Source organism: Saccharopolyspora sp. 6M, from assembly GCF_020176775.1.
GTDB classification, from domain to species: domain Bacteria; phylum Actinomycetota; class Actinomycetes; order Mycobacteriales; family Pseudonocardiaceae; genus Saccharopolyspora_C; species Saccharopolyspora_C gregorii.
Genome location: NZ_JAIUJZ010000092.1, coordinates 1 through 18,690, shown reverse-complemented (window position 1 = coordinate 18,690; position 18,690 = coordinate 1). Strand labels below are relative to the sequence as shown.

18 protein-coding genes are annotated in these 18,690 nt (G+C 73.2%); 13 read left to right on the top strand and 5 right to left on the bottom strand.

Annotated elements, in window-relative coordinates; all coding sequences use genetic code 11:
• Positions 1 to 106: 106 nt before the first annotated feature.
• Together LCD31_RS14425 and sfnG are read right to left on the bottom strand one after the other, a co-directional pair.
• Complete coding sequence (locus tag LCD31_RS14425) at positions 107 to 1,333, bottom strand: acyl-CoA dehydrogenase family protein (RefSeq protein WP_224958703.1); 1,227 nt, start codon at positions 1,331 to 1,333, stop codon at positions 107 to 109.
• 34 nt (positions 1,334 to 1,367) lie between these two features.
• Positions 1,368 to 2,495, bottom strand: a complete 1,128-nt coding sequence (sfnG, locus tag LCD31_RS14420; protein ID WP_224958702.1) for a dimethylsulfone monooxygenase SfnG — start codon at positions 2,493 to 2,495, stop codon at positions 1,368 to 1,370.
• 557 nt (positions 2,496 to 3,052) lie between these two features.
• On the opposite strand from sfnG, the gene LCD31_RS14415 reads away from it, so the two are divergent.
• Positions 3,053 to 3,538 carry an NUDIX hydrolase gene (locus LCD31_RS14415; protein ID WP_224958701.1) on the top strand — a complete coding sequence of 162 codons (486 nt, stop codon included), beginning with the start codon at positions 3,053 to 3,055 and terminating at the stop codon, positions 3,536 to 3,538.
• Here the strand turns inward: LCD31_RS14415 and LCD31_RS14410 are convergent.
• Positions 3,432 to 4,826 (bottom strand): MFS transporter, encoded by a 1,395-nt coding sequence (locus LCD31_RS14410; protein WP_224958700.1) that lies wholly within the window; start codon positions 4,824 to 4,826, stop codon positions 3,432 to 3,434. The genes LCD31_RS14415 and LCD31_RS14410 overlap by 107 nt on opposite strands.
• Positions 4,827 to 4,898: 72 nt before the next feature.
• Here LCD31_RS14410 and LCD31_RS14405 point away from each other — a divergent pair, with 72 nt between their 5' ends.
• The 12 genes from LCD31_RS14405 (at position 4,899) to LCD31_RS14350 (ending at position 15,067) form a co-directional block, all read left to right on the top strand.
• Complete coding sequence (locus tag LCD31_RS14405; protein WP_224958699.1) at positions 4,899 to 5,873, top strand: LysR family transcriptional regulator; 975 nt, start codon at positions 4,899 to 4,901, stop codon at positions 5,871 to 5,873.
• A gap of 138 nt (positions 5,874 to 6,011) precedes the next feature.
• Positions 6,012 to 6,830 (top strand): CoA transferase subunit A, encoded by an 819-nt coding sequence (locus LCD31_RS14400; RefSeq protein WP_224958698.1) that lies wholly within the window; start codon positions 6,012 to 6,014, stop codon positions 6,828 to 6,830.
• The gene (locus tag LCD31_RS14395) at positions 6,827 to 7,588 is read left to right on the top strand and encodes a CoA-transferase subunit beta (RefSeq protein ID WP_224958697.1); all 762 of its coding nucleotides are present in this window, start codon (positions 6,827 to 6,829) and stop codon (positions 7,586 to 7,588) included. Before LCD31_RS14400 ends, LCD31_RS14395 begins: the two co-directional genes overlap by 4 nt.
• Entirely contained in the window at positions 7,585 to 8,766 is a 1,182-nt protein-coding gene (locus tag LCD31_RS14390; protein ID WP_224958695.1) for a thiolase family protein, read from the top strand. The genes LCD31_RS14395 and LCD31_RS14390 overlap by 4 nt, the downstream gene beginning before the upstream one ends.
• A 14-nt stretch (positions 8,767 to 8,780) precedes the next feature.
• A complete protein-coding gene (gene pcaH / locus LCD31_RS14385; RefSeq protein ID WP_224958693.1) occupies positions 8,781 to 9,503 on the top strand; it encodes a protocatechuate 3,4-dioxygenase subunit beta in 723 nt (240 codons plus the stop codon).
• Positions 9,503 to 10,072 carry a protocatechuate 3,4-dioxygenase subunit alpha gene (gene pcaG, locus LCD31_RS14380; RefSeq protein ID WP_224958691.1) on the top strand — a complete coding sequence of 190 codons (570 nt, stop codon included), beginning with the start codon at positions 9,503 to 9,505 and terminating at the stop codon, positions 10,070 to 10,072. The genes pcaH and pcaG overlap by 1 nt, the downstream gene beginning before the upstream one ends.
• 19 nt (positions 10,073 to 10,091) lie before the next feature.
• A complete protein-coding gene (gene pcaB, locus LCD31_RS14375; RefSeq protein ID WP_255615230.1) occupies positions 10,092 to 11,405 on the top strand; it encodes a 3-carboxy-cis,cis-muconate cycloisomerase in 1,314 nt (437 codons plus the stop codon).
• A complete protein-coding gene (gene pcaD / locus LCD31_RS14370; RefSeq protein ID WP_224958687.1) occupies positions 11,402 to 12,163 on the top strand; it encodes a 3-oxoadipate enol-lactonase in 762 nt (253 codons plus the stop codon). The genes pcaB and pcaD overlap by 4 nt, the downstream gene beginning before the upstream one ends.
• Complete coding sequence (gene pcaC, locus LCD31_RS14365) at positions 12,160 to 12,543, top strand: 4-carboxymuconolactone decarboxylase (protein WP_224958685.1); 384 nt, start codon at positions 12,160 to 12,162, stop codon at positions 12,541 to 12,543. The genes pcaD and pcaC overlap by 4 nt, the downstream gene beginning before the upstream one ends.
• Positions 12,544 to 12,627: 84 nt before the next feature.
• Positions 12,628 to 13,425, top strand: coding sequence for an IclR family transcriptional regulator (locus LCD31_RS14360; protein WP_224958683.1), 798 nt, complete (start codon positions 12,628 to 12,630; stop codon positions 13,423 to 13,425).
• Between the two features lie 101 nt (positions 13,426 to 13,526).
• Complete coding sequence (locus tag LCD31_RS14355) at positions 13,527 to 14,069, top strand: MarR family winged helix-turn-helix transcriptional regulator (RefSeq protein WP_224958681.1); 543 nt, start codon at positions 13,527 to 13,529, stop codon at positions 14,067 to 14,069.
• Complete coding sequence (locus LCD31_RS14350; protein WP_224958679.1) at positions 14,066 to 15,067, top strand: LLM class flavin-dependent oxidoreductase; 1,002 nt, start codon at positions 14,066 to 14,068, stop codon at positions 15,065 to 15,067. Before LCD31_RS14355 ends, LCD31_RS14350 begins: the two co-directional genes overlap by 4 nt.
• A gap of 39 nt (positions 15,068 to 15,106) precedes the next feature.
• Here LCD31_RS14350 and LCD31_RS14345 read toward each other — a convergent pair whose 3' ends face one another.
• Both LCD31_RS14345 and LCD31_RS14340 read right to left on the bottom strand, forming a co-directional pair.
• Positions 15,107 to 17,200, bottom strand: a complete 2,094-nt coding sequence (locus LCD31_RS14345; protein WP_224958677.1) for a hypothetical protein — start codon at positions 17,198 to 17,200, stop codon at positions 15,107 to 15,109.
• A 325-nt stretch (positions 17,201 to 17,525) separates the two neighbouring features.
• Positions 17,526 to 18,560 carry a DUF3616 domain-containing protein gene (locus tag LCD31_RS14340; protein WP_224958675.1) on the bottom strand — a complete coding sequence of 345 codons (1,035 nt, stop codon included), beginning with the start codon at positions 18,558 to 18,560 and terminating at the stop codon, positions 17,526 to 17,528.
• Positions 18,561 to 18,690 lie beyond the last annotated feature (130 nt).

The window sequence follows — 18,690 nt, the reverse complement described above, 5'->3', positions numbered from 1 at the left end:
CGGGGGGGGCTGGGGGTCCTGGGTGGGGCCTGCGGGGGGGGGGGGGGGGGGGGGGGGGCGGGGCGGCCGGGGGGGGGGGGGGGGGGCCCCCCCCCCCCGCACCGGATCACGTGTACCAGGTCGGTTCCGGGATCTCGCCGAGCAGCGCGTAGCGGCCCACCTCGACCCGCTTGTACGCGATCGGGTCGTGCAGCGTGTGGGTGCGCAGGTTGCGCCAGAAGATGTCCAGGCCCGCGGAGTTCGAGGTCGCCCGCGCCCCGGTCACCTCGTAGATCCGGGTGGCGATCTCCAGCCCGGTCTGCACGATCCGCTCCTTGGCGGCGGCGATGAGCACGGCGGCCTGCCCGCGCTGCGCGGCGGTCACCGAGTCCCGTTCGGCGTGCAGCAACCCGTCGATGCGCTGCCCGGCGCGGTCCACGAGCGCCTCCGCGGCCCACAGCTTCGCCTGCAGATCGCCGTAGGTGTCGAGGACGTAGAACTCCTCGGTGGCGCTGTCCTTGTCGTCCCCGCCGTAGGGCCACGGCCGGGTCTTCTCCCGGGTGTAGGCGGTCGCGGCGTCCAGGGCGCCCTGCGCGATGCCGAGGTAGAAGTTGGTGAACACCAGCTGGATGGTGGGCGTGTTCAGCGTGTTGTAGACCAGCGGCTGGAACCGCTTGTCCACGTAGCCCGCCGCCGACTCCCACGGCACCCGCACGCCGCGGATCTCGACGCTGCCGGATTCGGTGAGCCGCTGACCGAGGTTGTCCCAGTCGTCGCCGTAGACGATGGCCTCCTGGTCGGAGGGCACGATGGCGAAGATGTGGTCGTCGGTGCCGTCGAGGACGCCCTCCAGCACGGTGAGGTCGGAGACCTTGCTGCCGGTGGAGAAGGACTTCCGCCCGGTGTAGACGATCTCGTCGCCCTCGTCGGTGATGACCACGTCGGAGTCGCGCGGGTTCACCGCCCCGCCGAAGAACAGGTCGTTCTCGGTGTAGAGCTGCTCGACGGCGTCGATCTGCGCGTCGGTGCCGACCAGCCGCACCGCCCACGCCCACAGGTAGTGGTAGCCGAGCAGCTGGCCGATGGACCCGTCGCCCTTGGCGACCTCGCGGATTACCCGGTAGGCGGTGTCCCAGCGCTGACCGCCCCCGCCGTGCTCGACGGGCCCGAGCAGCCGGACCAGGCCGGATTCCTTGAGCAGCCGGACTTCGGCGTGCGGGGTGGCGCCGGCGCGGTCGCGCTCGACGGCGTCGACGGCCAGCAGCGCGGCCACGTCGCGGGCGCGTTCGAGCCAGCCCTCGGGGGTGTCGGGTCGTCGTTCCCAGCGGGTGGTGGTCGGTTCGGTGGTGCTCACAGCGGTTCTCCTCGGGTTGCGGTGGTGCGGGTGGTCACCGGGTGGCGCCGATGGGGTCGCCGGTGCGGTCGAGGTCCGCTTCGAGTTCGCGGACGATGGGCAGCACGTGGGTGCCGAAGTGCTCGACGTCTTCGAGGTAGTGCAGGAATCCGAGCAGGATCAGGTCCGCGCCGCGCTTCTTGTACTCGATGATGCGGTGCGCGATCTGCTCCGGAGTGCCGATGAGGCCGGTGCGGAAGCCGTCGTTGTACTGGACGAGGTCGGCGAATTCGGAGTCCGCCCACATGCCCTTGCCGTCCGATGTGGACTTCCCGGCCTGCTGCACGGACTTGCGGAACCCTTCGACGGCGTCCACATCGGCCTTGTCCACGATCTCCTTGAGCACGGCCTTCGCCTCGGCCTCGGTGTCGCGGGCGATGTGGAAGCCGTTGAGGCCGAAGCGGACGGTGCGGCCGTGGGCGGCGGCCTGGGCGCGGACGTCGGCGACCTGCTCGCTGAACCCGTCGAAGTCCTTGCCGTTGCTGAAGTACCAGTCCGACACCCGCCCGGCGAGGGTGCGCGCCGCGGACGAGTTGCCGCCCTGGAAGATCTCCGGGTGCGGGCGCCCGGGCACCTCGAACGGTTGCGGGCGCAGGCTGAAGTCGCGGATGCGGTAGAAGTCGCCGGCCAGCTCGAAGTTCGGCTGCGTCCACAGCCCGCGCAGCACGCGGATGAACTCCTCGGTGCGCCGGTAGCGCTCGTCGTGCTCCAGCCAGGGTTCGCCGAGGCCGGTGAACTCCTCCTTGAACCAGCCGCTGACGATGTTCACCGCGAACCGGCCCTGGGACAGGATGTCGGCGGTGATGCCGAACTTCGCGAGGATCGCCGGGTGCCACAGGCCGGGGTGGGCGGCGACGATGAGCTTGAGCCGCTCGGTGGCCAGCAGCAGGCCGAGGCTGAACGCGGCCGGGTCGTGCTGCTGCGCGGCGCCGTAGCTGGAGGCGTAGCGGACCTGGCTGAGCGCGTACTCGAACCCGCTGCGCTCGGCGAGCACCGCGAGTTCCTTGTTGTACTCGAACCCGAAATCGGTGCGCTGTTCGATGGTGCTGGTGACCAGGCCGCCGCTGACGTTGGGCACCCAGTAGGCGAACTTCAGCGGCGCGGCGGGGATGTCGGTGGACACGGTCGTCTCCCGTGGACAGGTCGTGCCGGGGGGGGGGGCCCCCCGCGCCCCCCCCCCCCCCGGCCGCGGGGGGGGGGGGGGCGGCGGGGGGGGCGCCCCCGCCGGGGGGGCGCGGGGGGGGGGCCCCGGGGGGCCCCCCCCCCCCCCCGGGTGCGGGGGAAGGTGCCGGTGGCCGCGGTGCGGCGCGAACCGGGTGCGCGGTGGGCGCGACCGGGTCGATCACCGGGAGGAGTACTGATGCCGCCGGAGTCGCGGCGAGGACATCAGGTCAGCGACGACAACCCTGCGCACCTACGCGGACGAAGTCCACGTGGCGGCGGCGGGTCAGGCTGGTCGCGATGAGCACGGGATCATCGTGACCGCATCGGCTGAACGGTGTCAACGGAACGCGGCCACCGTTCCACCAGCCGGGCATCGTCCACAGTGGATGATCGTAACCGGATCGGGCGCCCATGCGGATCTCCGCGCGGCGGAGCGGGACTCCGCGAGCGCCGCGCGGTAACGTGATCGGTTCGACCGCGCGGCGCCCGACGCCGGGGCAGGAAGGGGATCCAGCCATGGCCAAGTTCACCTGGCACACCCGCGCCGTGCCCGGAGGCCTACCGGTCCGCCAGGTCTACGGGTTCCTGTTCGCCCCGGACGGGCGCGTGCTGATCAGGGTGGACGGCGCGAAGCACTCGTTGCCCGGCGGGCGACCGGAGCCCGGCGAGTCCGCCTACGTGGACATCCTGCGGCGCGAGACCTACGAGGAGGTCACGCTCGACATCGCCGAGCCGCACTACCTCGGCTACCAGTGCGTCGACGACGGGCACTCGCCGTACGCGCAGGTGCGGATGGTCGCCGAGATCAGCCGGGTGCACCCGCCGGAACCGGACCCGGACAACGGGCGCACCTACCTGCGGTTGCTGGTGCACCCGGGCAAGGCGGGCGACCTGCTCAACTGGGGCGAGACGGGCCACCAGCAGGCCGCGGCCGCGGCGAACGCCGCGATCGCCGTGCTCGGCCTCCCGCACCAGGGCCTGCCGGACAGCGGTTACCTCTGACCCGCGGGCGTCCCGCGCGGTCCAGCCGGTGCTCGGCCCGGTGCGGACCCGGCCGCGGCGCCTCGACCGGCGGCGTCGGCCGCCCGGCCACCGCCACCGCGACCGCCACCACCGGGACCAGCGCTCCCGCCGCGATCGCCACCCAGGACGTCGCGGTCCCCAGCGGGCGCTCCAGCGCCACCAGGCCGACGAGCACGGCGGGGAACCCGGCGCCGAGGTAGCACGCGAGGTACAGCGCCCCGGTGATCGCCCCGCGCTCCCGCCGCGACACGACCTCCTCGACGGCGGCCGTCGCCCCGCCGTAGGCCAGCCCGTGCCCGGCTCCCGCGACGACCGCCGCCGCCAGCACCACCGGCAGCGAGGCGCCCGCCGACGCCGCCAGCAGCACCAGGCTCGCCAGCAATCCGCCGAGCCCGCCGAGCTGCGCGCGCCGAGGGCCGAGTCCGATGACGAACGGTTGCGTCAGCGCGGAGCAGACCAGCACCGCCCCGAGCACGCAGCCGGTGGTGGTCAGGTCGGCCCGCGCCGTGCGTTCCAGCAGCGCCGGGACGATCGCCAGGAACAGCCCGGCCACCGTCCAGGCCAGGAACCCGGTGCCCGCGGCCGCGGTGAACGACCAGCGCGTCCCGCGCGGGATCCGCGGGCGTTCCGGCCGCCACCGCCGCAGCGGTGCGGCGGGCGCGGGCAGCCGGGACAGGCGGCGCCATCCGACGCCCAGCAGCACCAGGTGCAGCAGGTACGGCAGGACTTGCGGCAGCGGCAGGTGCTGGGCCAGCGCACCCGCGGCGACCGGACCGGCCGCGGTGCCGAGCAGGAACGCCGTGCCCGCCAGCACCGCGGCGCGCCGCCTGCTCGCCGAGCGCGGGTCGTCGCAGATCAACGCGGTCGCCGCCGGGGTCACCGCGCCCAGCGCGAGCCCCTGCGCGGCCCGACCGGCCAGCAGCCAGCCGGTGCCCGCGGCGAACGCGAAGCACACCGACCCGGCAGCGGCCAGCAGCACCGCCGTCCGCAGCACCACGCGCGTCCCCAGCGCATCCGACGCAGGACCGAACAGCAGCAGCGCCGGCGCACTGACCAGCGCGAACACCGCGTAGATCAGCGTCATGCCGAGGTCGCTGATGCCGAACGACCCCTGGTAGCCCGGGTAGAGCGGGCTCGGCAGGTACGCGCCCGCGGTGAGCACCACCAGCAGGTAGGTCCCGGTGCGCACCGCGCGCACCCGGTCGACGAACTCCTTCCCCGAGCCGGTCTGGAGCGCAGGAGGAGGCGAGGGCTTCAAGGGCAGCACGTCCACAGGTTGCCGCCCGATGCCGGCGAAGTGAATCAAACGTTCTCGCGGTGAACCGTGCAAAATATTCGCATGATCGATCCCAAGCTGACGGTGCTGCAGCTGGTCGCGCACCACGGCACCGTCACCGCCGCCGCAGCGGCGCTGCACTACACCCCGTCGACGGTCTCCTACCAGCTGCGCCAGCTCGCCGAGGAGCTCGGCGTCGAGCTGCTCGCCCAGTCCGGCCGCGGCATCCGGCTCACCCCCGCGGCCCGGACCGTGCTGCACCACGCGGAACTGCTGCAGGTGCAGGCCGAGCACGCCCGCGCCGAACTCGCCGCGCTGGCCGGAGAACCGGCGGGCCCGTTCACCCTGTGCGGGTTCTCCACCGCCGCGACCCACCTGCTGCCCGCCGCCGCCGCGATGCTCCGGGAGCGCTTCCCGCGGGTGCGCGTGCGGCTGGTCGAGGCCGAACCGGACCGCTGCTTCGACCTGCTGCTGGCGGGGGACGCGGACGTCGCTCTGGTCATCAACACCGCGGACACCCCGCCGCTGGGGGACGCGCGCTTCGAGCAGCACCCGCTGCTGGACGACCCGCTGGACCTGGTGGTGCCGAGCGATCACCGGCTCGCCGGGCGGAAGTCCGCGACGCTCACCGAAGCCGCCGACGAGCAGTGGATCATCGGGCACCCCGGCGGCACCTACCACGACCTGATGCGCGCCGCGTGCATGGCGGCCGGGTTCAGCCCGAACATCGCGCACCACGCCGACGAGTGGGACACCGGGACGGCGCTGGTCGCGCACGGCTTCGGCATCATCCTGGTGCCGCGGCTGGCGCGGTTGCACGACGACTGGCCGGTGGTGCGGATTCCGCTGCGCGGCGAACCGGCCCCGGCCCGGCGCATCCTCGCCGCCACCCGGGCGGCCCCCGGGCCCCCCCCCCCCCCCCCCCCCCCCCCCCCCCCGGGGGGGGGGCCCCCCCCCCCGGCCCCCCCCCCCGGCCCCCCCCCCGGCCCCGCTCACCCGGGTCGATCGCACCGCTCCGGCCGCCGGGCCGGGGAGTGAACGGACCGTTCGCCTCATCTCGTTGGTCGAACGGTCCGTTCAGCACTGCGCCGGGCGGTGCTTGACCGCGTCGCCGCGGCGGCACTAGTGTTCGCGCAAAGAACACATGTTCACTATGCGCACGATCGGAGCGGATCGGTGGCACGCATCCTCGCCTTGGACGAGGCGATCGACGAGTTGGTCGCCGACGGCGACGTGATCGCACTCGAAGGCTTCACCCACCTCATCCCGGTCGCCGCCGGGCACGAGATCATCCGGCAGCGCAAGCGCGACCTGGTGCTGTGCCGGATGACGCCGGACATCGTCTACGACCAGCTCATCGGCGCCGGGTGCGCGCGCAAGCTGGTGTTCTCCTGGGGCGGCAACCCCGGAGTCGGTTCGCTGCACCGGTTCCGGGACGCCGTGCAGCACTCCTGGCCGGTGCCGCTGGAGATCGAGGAGCACAGCCACGCGGGCATGGCCAACCGCTACGCCGCGGGCGCCTCCGGACTGCCGTTCGCGATCCTGCGCGGCTACACCGGCACCGACCTGCCCGCGCACACCGACTCCATCAAGACCGTCACCTGCCCGTTCACCGGCGAGGAGCTGGCCGCGGTGCCCGCGCTGAACCCGGACGTCGGCATCGTGCACGCGCAGCAGGCCGACCGGCAGGGCAACGTGCAGCTGTGGGGCATCACCGGCGTGCAGAAGGAGACCGTGCTCGCCGCGAAGCGCTCCCTGGTGACCGTCGAGGAGGTCGTCGACGAGCTCACCCCGCGGCCCGGCGCCGTGGTGCTGCCGAAGTGGGCCGTCACCGCCGTCGCCGAGGTCCCCGGCGGCGCCCACCCCTCCTACGCGCAGGGCTACTCGGAGCGGGACAACGACCACTACCGGCGCTGGGACGCGATCTCCCGCGACCGCGCCGAATTCGAGGCGTGGCTGGACCGCGAGGGCCTGGCCGAGAGGAGCGCGCGATGACGTTCACCGCCGACGAGATGATGAGCGTCGCGGCCGCGCGCTCGCTGACCGACGGTGCCGCCTGCTTCGTCGGCATCGGGCTGCCCAGCACCGCCGCGAACCTAGCCCGCCGCACGCACGCCCCCGACCTGGTGCTGATCTACGAATCGGGCACGCTCGGCGCGAAACCGGACCGGCTGCCGCTGTCCATCGGCGACGGGGTGCTCGCCGACACGGCCGACTCGGTGGTGAGCGTGCCGGAGATCTTCAACTACTGGTTGCAGCCGGGCCGCATCGACTTCGGGTTCCTCGGCGGCGCGCAGATCGACCGGTTCGGCAACATCAACTCGACCGTGATCGGGGACGACTACGCGGACCCGAAGGTGCGGCTGCCCGGCGCGGGCGGTGCCCCGGAGATCGCCGCCTCCTGCAAGGAGGTGCTGGTGGTGATGCGCCAGAGCACCCGCAGCTTCGTGGAGACCGTCGACTTCATCAGCTCCGTCGGCTACGGCCGCGGCCCGGGCGACCGGGAGCGGCTGGGGCTGCGCGGGCGCGGACCGGTGAAGGTGATCACCGACCTGGGCGTGCTCGAACCCGATCCGCGGACCTGCGAGCTCACCCTCACCCGGCTCAGCCCCGGCGTGTCCGTCGAGCAGGTGCGGGCCGCCACCGGCTGGGACCTCGCAGTCGCCGACCCGCCCACCGTGCAGGCACCCCCGACCGGCACCGAACTGCGGGTGCTGCGGGAACTCAAGGCCACGATCGGAGCAGAAGCATGAGCAACGGCGCTCACATCCTCGACGCGGTGCGCACGCCCTTCGGCCGCTACGGCAAGGGCCTCGCCGAGGTGCGCCCGGACGACCTGGCCGCGCACGTGGTGCGCACCCTCGTGGACCGCTCCCCCGGGCTGGATCCGGCGCGCATCGAGGACGTCGCGTTCGGCGACGCCAACGGCGCCGGGGAGGACAACCGCAACGTGGCGCGGATGGCGGCGCTGCTCGCGGGGCTGCCGACCGGCGTCGCGGGCGCCACCGTCAACCGGCTGTGCGGGTCCGGGCTGGAAGCCGCCATCGGCGCCAGCCGTGCCGTGGAGACCGGCGACCACGAGCTCACCATCGCCGGCGGCGTCGAATCGATGAGCCGCGCGCCGTGGGTTCTGCAGAAGCCCGAGGGCGGTTTCCCGCGCGGGCACGAGACGCTGCACTCGACCACGCTCGGCTGGCGGATGACGAACCCGGAGATGCCGGAGCGCTGGACCATCGGGCTCGGCGACTCCGCCGAACTGCTCGCCGACCGCTACGGCATCGGCCGCGAGGCCCAGGACGAGTTCGCGGTGCGCAGCCACCGCCGCGCCGCCGCCGCGTGGGAGGCCGGGGCGTTCGACCGCGAAGTGGTCACCGTGCCGGGCACCGAGCTGACCGCGGACGAGGGCGTGCGGGCGGACAGCTCGGTGGCGAAGCTCGCGAAGCTCAAGCCCGCGTTCCGCGAGGGCGGCACCGTCACCGCGGGCAACTCCTCCCCGCTCAACGACGGCGCCGCCGCGCTGCTCATCGGCTCCGAAGCGGTCGCCGCCGACCTGGGCGTCACCCCGCTGGCCCGGATCGCCGGGCGCGGCGTCGCCGGGGTGGATCCGGACGTCTTCGGCATCGGGCCGGTCGCGGCGGCGGAGACCGCGCTGCGCCGCGCGGGCATCGGCTGGGGCGACCTGACCGCGGTGGAGCTCAACGAGGCGTTCGCCGCGCAATCGCTGGCCTGCCTCGCCGAATGGCCGGACCTGGACCCGGAGATCGTGAACGTGCGGGGCGGCGCCATCGCCCTCGGCCACCCGCTGGGCGCGTCGGGCGCGCGCATCCTGGGAACCCTGGCGCACCAGCTGCGGGCCGCGGGTGGCGGCTGGGGGCTGGCGGCGATCTGCATCGGGGTCGGGCAGGGCCTGGCCGTGGTCCTGCAGGCGTGAAGGAGGAGCCGACGATGAGCATGCTGCTGCCGCACTACCCGCCCGACACCGCCTCGCACCCGCCGCTGGACAGCGCCGAGTACCGCTCCTCGGCGCTGCGGTACCCGAAGCAGCCGCTGCGGCTGCTGCCGCAGTACCTCACCGAGGTCACCGGCCCGCTGCTGGGCCACGACCGGGTGGGTGAGCACGACCACGACCTGACCGCCGGGCACGCGGGCGAACCGCTGGGCGAGCGGATCGTCGTCAGCGGCCGGGTCCTCGACTCCGGCGGGAAACCGGTGCCGCACACGCTGCTGGAGCTGTGGCAGGCGAACTCGGCGGGCCGCTACCTGCACTCCGGCGACCGGCACCCGGCACCGCTGGACCCGAACTTCACCGGCGTGGGGCGGGCGATGACGGACGCGGACGGCCACTACCGGTTCGTGACGATCAAGCCGGGCGCCTACCCGTGGCGCAACCACGACAACGCGTGGCGGCCGGCGCACCTGCACTTCTCGCTGTTCGGGCAGGCGTTCACCCAGCGGTTGATCACCCAGATGTACTTCCCGGGCGATCCGCTGTTCGGCCAGGACCCGATCTTCAACTCGGTGCGCGACCCGGCGGCGCGGGAACGCATGATCAGCCGGTTCGACCTGGCGAGCACCGTGCCGGAGTGGGCGCTGAGCTACAAGTTCGACATCGTGCTGCGCGGCGCGCACGCCACCCCGTTCGAGGACGACGAGGAGGACGACGACTGATGCCGGAGCAGGGTGAGCTCACCACGCCGTCGCAGACGGTCGGACCGTTCTACGCGCTGCCGGACGGGTTGCTGTGGCCGGACGGCCCCGAGGTCGTCGCGCCCGGCGCGCCCGGCGCGATCCTGTTGCGCGGGACCGTGTTCGACGGCGCGGGCGAGCCGGTGCCGGACGCGGTGCTGGAGATCTGGCAGGCCGACGAGCGGGGCCGGTTCGCCCACCACGCCGATCCGCGCGGCGCGGCGGGCTCGTTCCAGGGATTCGGGCGTTGCGGCACCGATCCGCGGGGCGATTTCTGGTTCCGCACGGTCAAACCCGGCCCGCTGCCGACGCCCGACGGGCGCACCGAAGCACCGCACCTGGACGTGACGGTGCTGGCGCGCGGCATGCTGCAGCGGCTGGTGACCCGGGTGTACTTCCCGGACGAGGCCGCCGCGAACGCCACCGACCCCGTGCTGTCCACCGTGGAGGAGGAACGCCGGGGCACGCTGGTCGCGGTCGCCGAACGGGACGGGCTGCGCTTCGACGTCCGCCTCCAGGGCGACGGCGAGACCGTCTTCTTCGAGCTCTGAGGCCGCGATGTTCACCCCGATGTTCAGCACGCCGGAGGCCGAACGGCGCACCGGCACGGCGGCGTGGGCGCAGGCGATGCTCGATTTCGAGGCGGCCCTGGTCCGCGCGCAGGCCCGCGCCGGGGTGGTCCCGCCGGACGCGGCCTCGCGGATCGCGGCGCACTGCCGGGCCGAGGAGTTCGACCTGGAGTCCATCGCGCGCCGCGCCGTCGGCTCGGCGACTCCGGTGATCGCGCTGGTCGCGGACCTGACCGCCTTGGTGGAACCCGCGGACCGCCCGCACGTGCACGTGGGCGCCACCAGCCAGGACGTGCTGGACACGGCCGCGATGCTGGTGGCCCGCCGCGCGCTGCGCGGGGTGCTCGCCGACCTGCGCGGCGCCGCCGACCGGTGCGCCGAGCTGGCGCGGGAGCACCGCGGGACGCTCATGATCGGGCGCTCGCTGCTGCAGCAGGCGCTGCCGACGACGTTCGGCCGCCGCTGCGCGAGCTGGCTGACCGCGCTGGACGAGTCCGCGGACGCGCTGGACCGGGTGGTCGCCGAGCGGCTCGCGGTGCAGCTGGGCGGCCCCGCCGGAACGCTCGGATCGCTCGGCGACCGGGGCACGGCCGTGCTCGGGCACCTCGCCGCCGAGCTGGGCCTGGCCGAACCGGTGCTGCCGTGGCACACCGACCGCACCCGCGTCGCCGAACTCGCGGGCGCGCTGGGCGCGGTGGCGGGCGCGCTCGGCAAGATCGCGCTGGACGTGGAGCTGCACGCGCAGACCGAGGTCGGCGAGCTCGCCGAGGGCAGCTCCGGCGGTTCCTCGGCGATGCCGCACAAGCAGAACCCGGCGGGTTCGGTGCTGATCACCGCTGCCGCGCACCGGGTGCCCGGCCTGGTGGCGACGCTGCTGGCGGCGATGCCGCAGCCGCACGAGCGCGCCGCCGGGACCTGGCAGGCCGAATGGGAACCGCTGACCGAACTGCTGCGCCTGGTCGCCGCCGCCTCCTCCGGCGCGGAGCGGCTGCTGGCCGGGCTGCGGGTGCGCACCGATCGGATGGCGGCGAACGTGGAGCTCACCGCCGGGCTGGTGATGGCCGAGAGCGCGTCCGCCGCGCTGCGCGGCGCGCTGGGCGGCACCGAGGCGCGGCAGCTGGTCGCCGAGCTGTGCGGGCGGATCGTCGAGCGCGGCGGCACGTTGCGCTCCGCGCTGCTCGCCGACGAGCGGGTGCGGGCGGTGCTGTCCGAACCGGAGGTCGTCGCGGCGACCGAGCCCGCCGACCACCTCGGATCGGCCGGGGCGTTCGTGGACCGCGCCCTGGCCCGGCACGACCTCGGAGGGAACCGATGATCCCGCACCACGACCTGACCGGACCGGACGGTGCCGAGGTGCTGGTGCTGTCCAATTCGCTGGGCACCGCCCTGGGGCTCTGGGACGGGCAGCTGCCGGTGCTCGCCGAGCACTTCCGGGTGCTGCGTTACGACCAGCGCGGGCACGGCGGCACCGCCGCACCACCCGGCCCGTACCGGCTCGGCGAGCTCGGCACGGACGTGCTGGAGCTGCTGGACCGGCTCGGCGTGGCCCGCGCGCACTTCGCGGGGGTGTCGCTGGGCGGCATGACCGGCATGTGGCTGGCCCAGCACGCGCCGGAGCGGATCGGGCGGCTCGCGCTGATCTGCACCTCCGCCGAGCTCACCCCGCGCCAGGCGTGGCGGGACCGCGCCGCGCAGGCCCGGCGGGAGGGCACCACGTCGATGGTCGCGAGCTCCCTGGAGCGCTGGTTCACACCCGCGTTCGCCGGCGGGGACGGGGTGGTGCCGTTCGCCGCCGCGCTCAGCGCCTGCGACGACGAGGGCTACGCGAGCTGCGCGGAGGCGATCGCCGAGCTGGACCTGGTGGACGGCCTGCCGCGGATCACCGCGCCGACGCTGGTGCTCGCCGGCCGCGAGGACCCGGCCACTCCCCCGCCGCACGCCGAACGCATCGCCGCCGCGGTGCCCGGTGCGCGCCTGGAGATCATCGACGACGCCTCGCACCTGGCCGTCGCGGAACGGCCGGACGCGGTGAACGCCCTGCTGCTGGACCACTTCACGAGGAGCGCGCGATGACCGACGACACGACCCGGCACGCCGAGGGCATGGCGGTGCGCCGCGAGGTGCTCGGCGACGCGCACGTGGACCGCGCCGTCGCGGCGACGACCGAGTTCACCGCCGGATTCCAGGACTTCATCACCCGCTACGCGTGGGGCGAGCTGTGGACCGGGGACGGGGTGCCGCGCCCGACCCGCAGCTGCCTGACGCTGGCGATCCTCGCCGCGACCGGCTGCGAGGAGGAGTTCGCGATGCACGTGCGCGCCGCCCGCCGCAACGGCGTCAGCCCCGAGGAGATCCGCGAGGTGCTGATGCACGTCGCGATCTACGCCGGGGTGCCGAAGGCGAACCGCGCCTTCGCCCTCGCCCGGGACGTGCTCGCCGCCGAGGACGGCTGACGGGTGCCGCGGGCGGCCCGGGTGTCGCGTGTGGAACGGTAGGTGCCCGGGGGCGAGGGCCGCTCCGGACGAGCGAGGAGAGCGATGGAACCGGCTTCGGAATCCGGCGGGTACGTGCAGTCGCTGGCGCGCGGCCTCGCGGTGATCCGCGCGTTCGACGAGACGCGGCCGGAGATGACGCTCAGCGACGTCGCGCGGGCCACCGATCTGTCCCGCGCCGCCGCCCGCCGGTTCCTGCACACCCTGGTGCAGCTGGGCTACGTGTGGACGGACGGCAGGCGGTTCGCGCTGACGCCGCGGGTGCTGGAGCTCGGCTTCGCCTACCTGTCCAGCGTGTCGCTGCCGGAGATCGCTCAGCCGCACCTGGAACGCCTGGTGTCGCGGGTGCACGAGTCGGCGTCGGTGTCGGTGCTCGACGGCGACGACATCGTCTACGTCGCCCGGGTGCCCACCAGCCGCATCATGACCGTGTCGATCAACATCGGCACCCGGTTCCCCGCGTACGCGACCTCGATGGGCCGGGTGCTGCTGGCGAACCTGCCGGACGAGCGGCTGGACGACTTCCTCGCGCGGGTGCGGCTGGACCCGCTGGGCCCGCACACCGTGGGCAGCGCCGCGGAGCTGCGCGCCGAGCTGGCGCGGATCCGCGAGCAGGGCTGGTCGCTGGTGGACCAGGAGCTGGAGGCGGGGCTGCGGTCGATCGCCGCGCCGATCCGGGACCGCGCGGACCGGGTGGTGGCGGCGGCGAACATCTCCTCGCACGCCAGCCGCACCACGGCCGAACAGGCGCGGGAGAACCTGCTGCCGCCGCTGCTGGAGACGACCGGGGCGATCGGCGCGGACCTGCGCTCGGCGCCCGGTTCGGCGGCCACCGCGCGGTGATCGGCTGAGGCCCGGGGCTCCCGAACGGCCCTGCCCGGCACCCCTCGGTCCGATATCGGTATCGTACCGGTATTGCCGGAACGCCGAGGAGGGACGAGACCGTGACCGACGCGCAGCACCCCCGCGCCGCGGCCGGCACCGAGCTCCCCGAGCCGGGCCCACCGAGCGAACCGGACGGCACCACCTGCGACGCGATCGACACCGTCGAGTTCCAGACCGCGGTGCTGATGCGCAACTTGGAGATGCTGTGCCGCCGCGGCGAACTCCACCAGGAGGTGGACCGCGCCGGGTACCTGCTGCTGCGCACCCTGATCGCGCGCGGCCCGTCCGACATCGGCGGGCTCGCCGCCGCGCTCGGCCTCGACCCGTCCACGACCGGCAGGCAGGTGCTCGCCGCGGAACGCGCCGGGCACCTCACCCGCAGCCCCGACGGCGCCGACCGCCGCCGCAGCGTCCTGGCGATCACCGGCTCCGGTGCGGCGGCGGTGCGCGCGGTGTGCGAACGCCGCCGCGAACGCACCGCGGCCCTGCTCTCCGGCTGGAGCGAGCAGGACCTGCGGCTGCTGTCCGAGATGGTCAGCCGCTACAACCGGGCCATCGCCGAGGAATTCCTGGAAACCGACCCGCCCGGAGGGGCTTCGTGACCGCACCGCACGTTCCGCTCGACGTCCTCGACCTCGTCTCCGTCAGCGAGGGCTCCACCATCGCCGACGCGATCGCCTCCTCGATGGCGGCCGCCGAACTCGCCGACGAGCTCGGCTACTCGCGGGTGTGGTACGCCGAGCACCACAACACCCCGTACCTCGGCGCCACCGCGACCGCGCTGCTCATCGCGCAGGCCGCCGACCGCACCGAGCGGATCCGCGTCGGCTCCGGCGGCATCATGCTGCCCAACCACGCGCCGCTGCAGGTGGCGGAGTCGTTCGGCACCCTGGCCCAGTTGCACCCCGGGCGGATCGACCTCGGGCTGGGCCGCGCGCCCGGCACCGACCAGCTCACCGCCCAGCTGCTGAGCCGCTCCGGGGCGGACGCGCAGAGCTTCGCGAACTCGATCTACGACCTCACCGGCTGGTTCGGCGACGAAGGCCGCGGGCACAGCGCACCGGTCACCGCGGGGCCGGCGACCGGGACGCACGTCCCGCTGTGGGTGCTGGGGTCCACGGTGAACGGAGCGTCCATCGCGGGGCAGCTGGGCCTGCCGTTCGCGGTGGCCTCGCACTTCGCGCCCGCCGACCTGGACGAGATCGTCGAGGTGTACCGCTCCGCGTTCTCCACCGAGGCACCGACCGCGCAGCTCACCGAGCCGCACCTGATGATCGGCGTGAACGTCCTGGTCGCTCCTTCCGACGAGGAGGCGGCGCGGCTGTGGACGACGGTGCAGCGCATGTTCGTCAACGTGCGCAGCGGAAACCGGCGCGCCCTCGAAGCACCGGTGGACCCCGACGCGGTCGACGCTCGGGAACGCCACTTCGCCGACGCGATGCTCGGCATCAACGCCGTCGGCTCCCCGGAGACCGCGGTGCGCCGGCTGGAGGAGCTGGTGACCCGCACCGGCGCCGACGAGCTGATCACCGTCACCTACTGCCACGACCCCGCCGACCGCCTCCGCTCCCTGAAGCTCCTCGCCGAAGCCTGGTTCTGAGCTCGCTCCGGGGCTGGATCGGATCCGCCGATCTGCGGTTCAGCTTCGTAGCCTGCCCGCGAGGTCTTCGACGACTCCGAGGACTTCCGCGCGAAGCTGCTCGGTGGCTGCACCGACGTGGTCGCGCCACTGGCGTCGGCCGTCTGCTGTGATCAGTTCGGTGCACACCGCGCTAGGTAGTTCGGCTTTGACCGCGTCACCTTCGTCCAAGTGGAGCAGGCCGATTCGTGCGAGTGCGCGGATGCTGCGCAGCGCGGACTCCCGGGAACCGATCGCTTCGCCGGTGCCACCTTGGGCGTCGGTTGCCGCTGCGAGGTTGAGCCGGCTCCTGGCCAACAGTTCCGAACGCGTGCCTCCCGGTGGCAGGCGACTCGCAGCCCGGGCGCCGAGGTCGGCTATGGTGGCCCATGCCCGCAGGTACCCGCGGGATTCGACGAACTCGGCGCAGCGAATGGCCAATCGCGCGCACCATTCGAACATCCCCTCGGCGAACGCCCTGCACACGACCGCGATCCGGTTCGCTCGTTCCCGAGCGTCCGCGGTGATCAGGTTGTGGGCACTGATCGCTTCGGCCGTACTCCACCGCTCGTCGCGTTCGAGTAGGTGGCGGAAGGCGTTGGTGAGCGCCGCACGTTGTGTTTTCGGGGTGTCGTGCTCTCTGGCGAGGTTTTCGCCGAAGCGCTGGAGGTAGGGCGGCAGGTGGTAGGCCCCTTCGGTTGCGCGCAGGAGGCCGGCGTCGGCGAGCTCGCTGAGAGACCGGCGGATGTTGTGCTTGCCCACCTTCATCATGCTGGCAGCAACGCTCTCGTCGATGTGGGGCATCGACAGCAGACCCAGCAACCGGAACAATCTTGCGGTTTCGGGCATGTTCTCGGCGATGTGCTCGTACTGGTGGTGCAAGGAGAGGACGAATCTCGACGGGGCGGTGAGCAGTGCGGTGGAGGTCGCGTCGCCGGAGGCCCACAGCGCGTCGGCGATCTCCGTGCTGGTGCGGGCGGACAGGCTGCCCCGACTGGCGCTCGCGACGTGTGCGATGACAGCAGGTTCGCGACCGCACCAGTCCAGCACTCTGCGGGTGGCCATTCCCGCCTCGCCGCGGAGTTCCATGCTCCAACGTCCTGGTCGCGGGTCGAGATCGCAGAGCATCTTGCGCGCCGCCTTCCTGGTGAAGCCGGGGAGCGCGCACAGGTACTGCTCGGGTAACGCGATCGCACCATCCGGCCCGGTCACGATGGCGCCGCACTGGCGCTCCGGCGGGAGGAAAGGGCGAGCTTCTTCGAGGCTGCAGGCGTTCTCGATCACGACGAGCACGCGTTTCCGGTGGAACCACGATCTGTACAGCCTGAGCGCGAGCTCGCGGGTCTCGGGTATGTCGCGCAGCGCGACTCCTTGCCCGCGCAGCAGATCGACCAGTCCGTCCGTGACGCCATCGGCGGAGCCTTGTGATCGGCCCAGATCGACGACGAAGCAGCCGTCAGGGTAGTGAGCGGCGACCTGTTGGGCGGCGTGGACGGCGAGTTCGGTCTTGCCGGACATGCGCGGCCCGGTGATGCCGACGACGACCCCCGCGGCCGGTGTGCTCGCGCGCAGCCACTCACGAGGGCCTGCGAGTGCATTCCCCAGCAGAGTCGGCGGGCGGAATGCTTGGCGGATCTTGCGCATCTCCTGTTCACGATTGCTGAAGTTCGGGTCGGCCGCGGGAAGCTGCCAAAGCGCTTCATCGAAACCGCCGTTGCCGAACATCATTCGCTGGACCGCGTGCGCGAGCGCGGGGTCCTGAGCGAGCAACGTCTCGATGCGTGCGTGCAGGCTTCGCGTCCAGCCGTCCTGTCCGATGTCGGCGGTAGCCTGTTCGACTTCAGCGGGATCGAGCTTTTTCTCGATCACCGCCCAGAGACGTTCCCCGAGGTGGTCCTGCGCTTGCTTACCGACGCCGGTGAGGAACTGGCAGATGACTCCGGTGAGCAGACCGGATACCGGGTCGGCCGAAGAGATGATCTGCTGGACCGCTGCCGCAGGGGCGCTGTTCGGCGTGGCGGGGATGTGGGAGCCCTGAGACGGAACGGAGGCAGCTGCGTTCGGAGTGTCCGTGGCCCCGCAACCTCTCGGGCGGTAATCACTGGAATAGCTCATCACCTTCGCCTCCCCCGGACACCGCGAGCTCCATCTGCGGATGACCATGGAGTGTAGGCGAATCGGGCAGGGGTGTTCGCGGCTTCCGCAATCGCGTAGCGAGACCGCATATCGCAGGGGATCGATTCGGCACGACCGCTCATCGGGTGTTGTCGATCTGTGTTGTCAGGGGTGCGGGGTAACGCCTATCAGATGCTTCGGCCGATGAGGAGCTTGGCAATGAGGTGGATCACGACGAGGGTGATCATGCTTTCCGCATGGGCAACGAGTTCCTGACTGGTTCTGCCCGCCAACCCGGATCCACAACACGCGCTGAGCCGTCCGGTCAGTCCGGGGCGAGGACGTCGGCGAGGACCGTGCCGGGTTCGGGCAGGCGCGCCGGGGCGGGGCTGTCGTGGACGACGAGGAGGTCGCCGCCGGGCAGCACGGTGATGCCCTCGGCGTGGTCGCGGCCTTCGCCGTGCGGCAGGTCGGCCACCCGGACCAGTTCGTCGCGGCGCACGACCTCCGGCAGGTCGGCGCGGGCGGCACCGGGCCAGCGGTACAGCCGCACCGGGCCGGACAGCGCCATCGACGGCCCGGCGAGCACCAGCAGGTCGTCGCCGTGCGGGCACAGGTCGCGGACGCCGAGGCCGTCGAGGTCCAGGAAGTGCTTGGCGTAGCGCCGGTGCCCGTCGACCTTGCGCAGCACCAGCTCGCCGTCCTCCTCGCGGGGCGCCAGCCGCAGCACCACCGCCCAGCCGCGCAGCACCGGGCCGCGCAGGCCCAGCAGCACCCGCTCCGCGCCGGGCTCGCCGTGCACCGCGATGCCCTCGACGTCGAAACCGTTGTCCTTGCCGGGGATCGGCAGGAACGGCGCCAGGTGCGGGTCGTCGGCCAGCAGCTCGCGCAGGCCCGGTTCGCCGAGCGCCGCGCTGCGCGCCCCGTCGCGGGTGCGGCGCACCGGGACGCCGTCGGAGAGCGCGACCCGCGCCAGCACGCGGCGGGCCGGTTCCGGCACGACGGTGGCGAGGCGCTTGGCGGCCTTCGCGTCCGAGTGGTGGGCCTTCGGCTTCTTGCGCTTCGCGCTATGCGAACCGACGACCCACAGGTAGGGGCCGCGGCGGGCCAGGCCCTCCACGTCGATCTCCTCGTCGGCGCCGCCGGGCAGGTCCAGCACCTCGGTGAGGTCGAACGAGACGTGCTCGGCGTACTCGGGGCGCGGTGCGTCGGTGCGGGTGAAGCGCTCCACCGTGGCGCTCTCGTCGCCGCCGACCCACAGGTGGTGGCCGTCGGCCCGGACCGCGGACAGGTTGACGTGCGTCTCCGCGCGCACGGCGTCGGAGTGGAAGCGCAGCGCGGCCGTACGAGTGGTCCCCATGCGCCTTTTCTACATGGGTGCTTCCTCGCTCGTTTTGCGTGGCACCGGGGCGGCGGAACCTCAGCGGTTCCCTCGCTGCGGGATCGATTTCCCAAGTGGCTCCGCCACGAGGGAAATCGCTGTCCTCGCG

What these genes read in the sequence shown, in the direction of transcription:
- LCD31_RS14415 (WP_224958701.1), top strand. Translation starts at nt 3,053, where the DNA reads ATGGCCAAGTTCACCTGGCACACCCGCGCCGTGCCCGGAGGCCTACCG.
- LCD31_RS14405 (WP_224958699.1), top strand. Translation starts at nt 4,899, where the DNA reads ATGATCGATCCCAAGCTGACGGTGCTGCAGCTGGTCGCGCACCACGGC.
- LCD31_RS14395 (WP_224958697.1), top strand. Translation starts at nt 6,827, where the DNA reads ATGACGTTCACCGCCGACGAGATGATGAGCGTCGCGGCCGCGCGCTCG.
- LCD31_RS14390 (WP_224958695.1), top strand. Translation starts at nt 7,585, where the DNA reads ATGAGCAACGGCGCTCACATCCTCGACGCGGTGCGCACGCCCTTCGGC.
- pcaH (WP_224958693.1), top strand. Translation starts at nt 8,781, where the DNA reads ATGAGCATGCTGCTGCCGCACTACCCGCCCGACACCGCCTCGCACCCG.
- pcaG (WP_224958691.1), top strand. Translation starts at nt 9,503, where the DNA reads ATGCCGGAGCAGGGTGAGCTCACCACGCCGTCGCAGACGGTCGGACCG.
- pcaB (WP_255615230.1), top strand. Translation starts at nt 10,092, where the DNA reads ATGTTCAGCACGCCGGAGGCCGAACGGCGCACCGGCACGGCGGCGTGG.
- pcaD (WP_224958687.1), top strand. Translation starts at nt 11,402, where the DNA reads ATGATCCCGCACCACGACCTGACCGGACCGGACGGTGCCGAGGTGCTG.
- pcaC (WP_224958685.1), top strand. Translation starts at nt 12,160, where the DNA reads ATGACCGACGACACGACCCGGCACGCCGAGGGCATGGCGGTGCGCCGC.
- LCD31_RS14360 (WP_224958683.1), top strand. Translation starts at nt 12,628, where the DNA reads ATGGAACCGGCTTCGGAATCCGGCGGGTACGTGCAGTCGCTGGCGCGC.
- LCD31_RS14345 (WP_224958677.1), bottom strand. Translation starts at nt 17,200, where the DNA reads ATGAGCTATTCCAGTGATTACCGCCCGAGAGGTTGCGGGGCCACGGAC.
- LCD31_RS14340 (WP_224958675.1), bottom strand. Translation starts at nt 18,560, where the DNA reads ATGGGGACCACTCGTACGGCCGCGCTGCGCTTCCACTCCGACGCCGTG.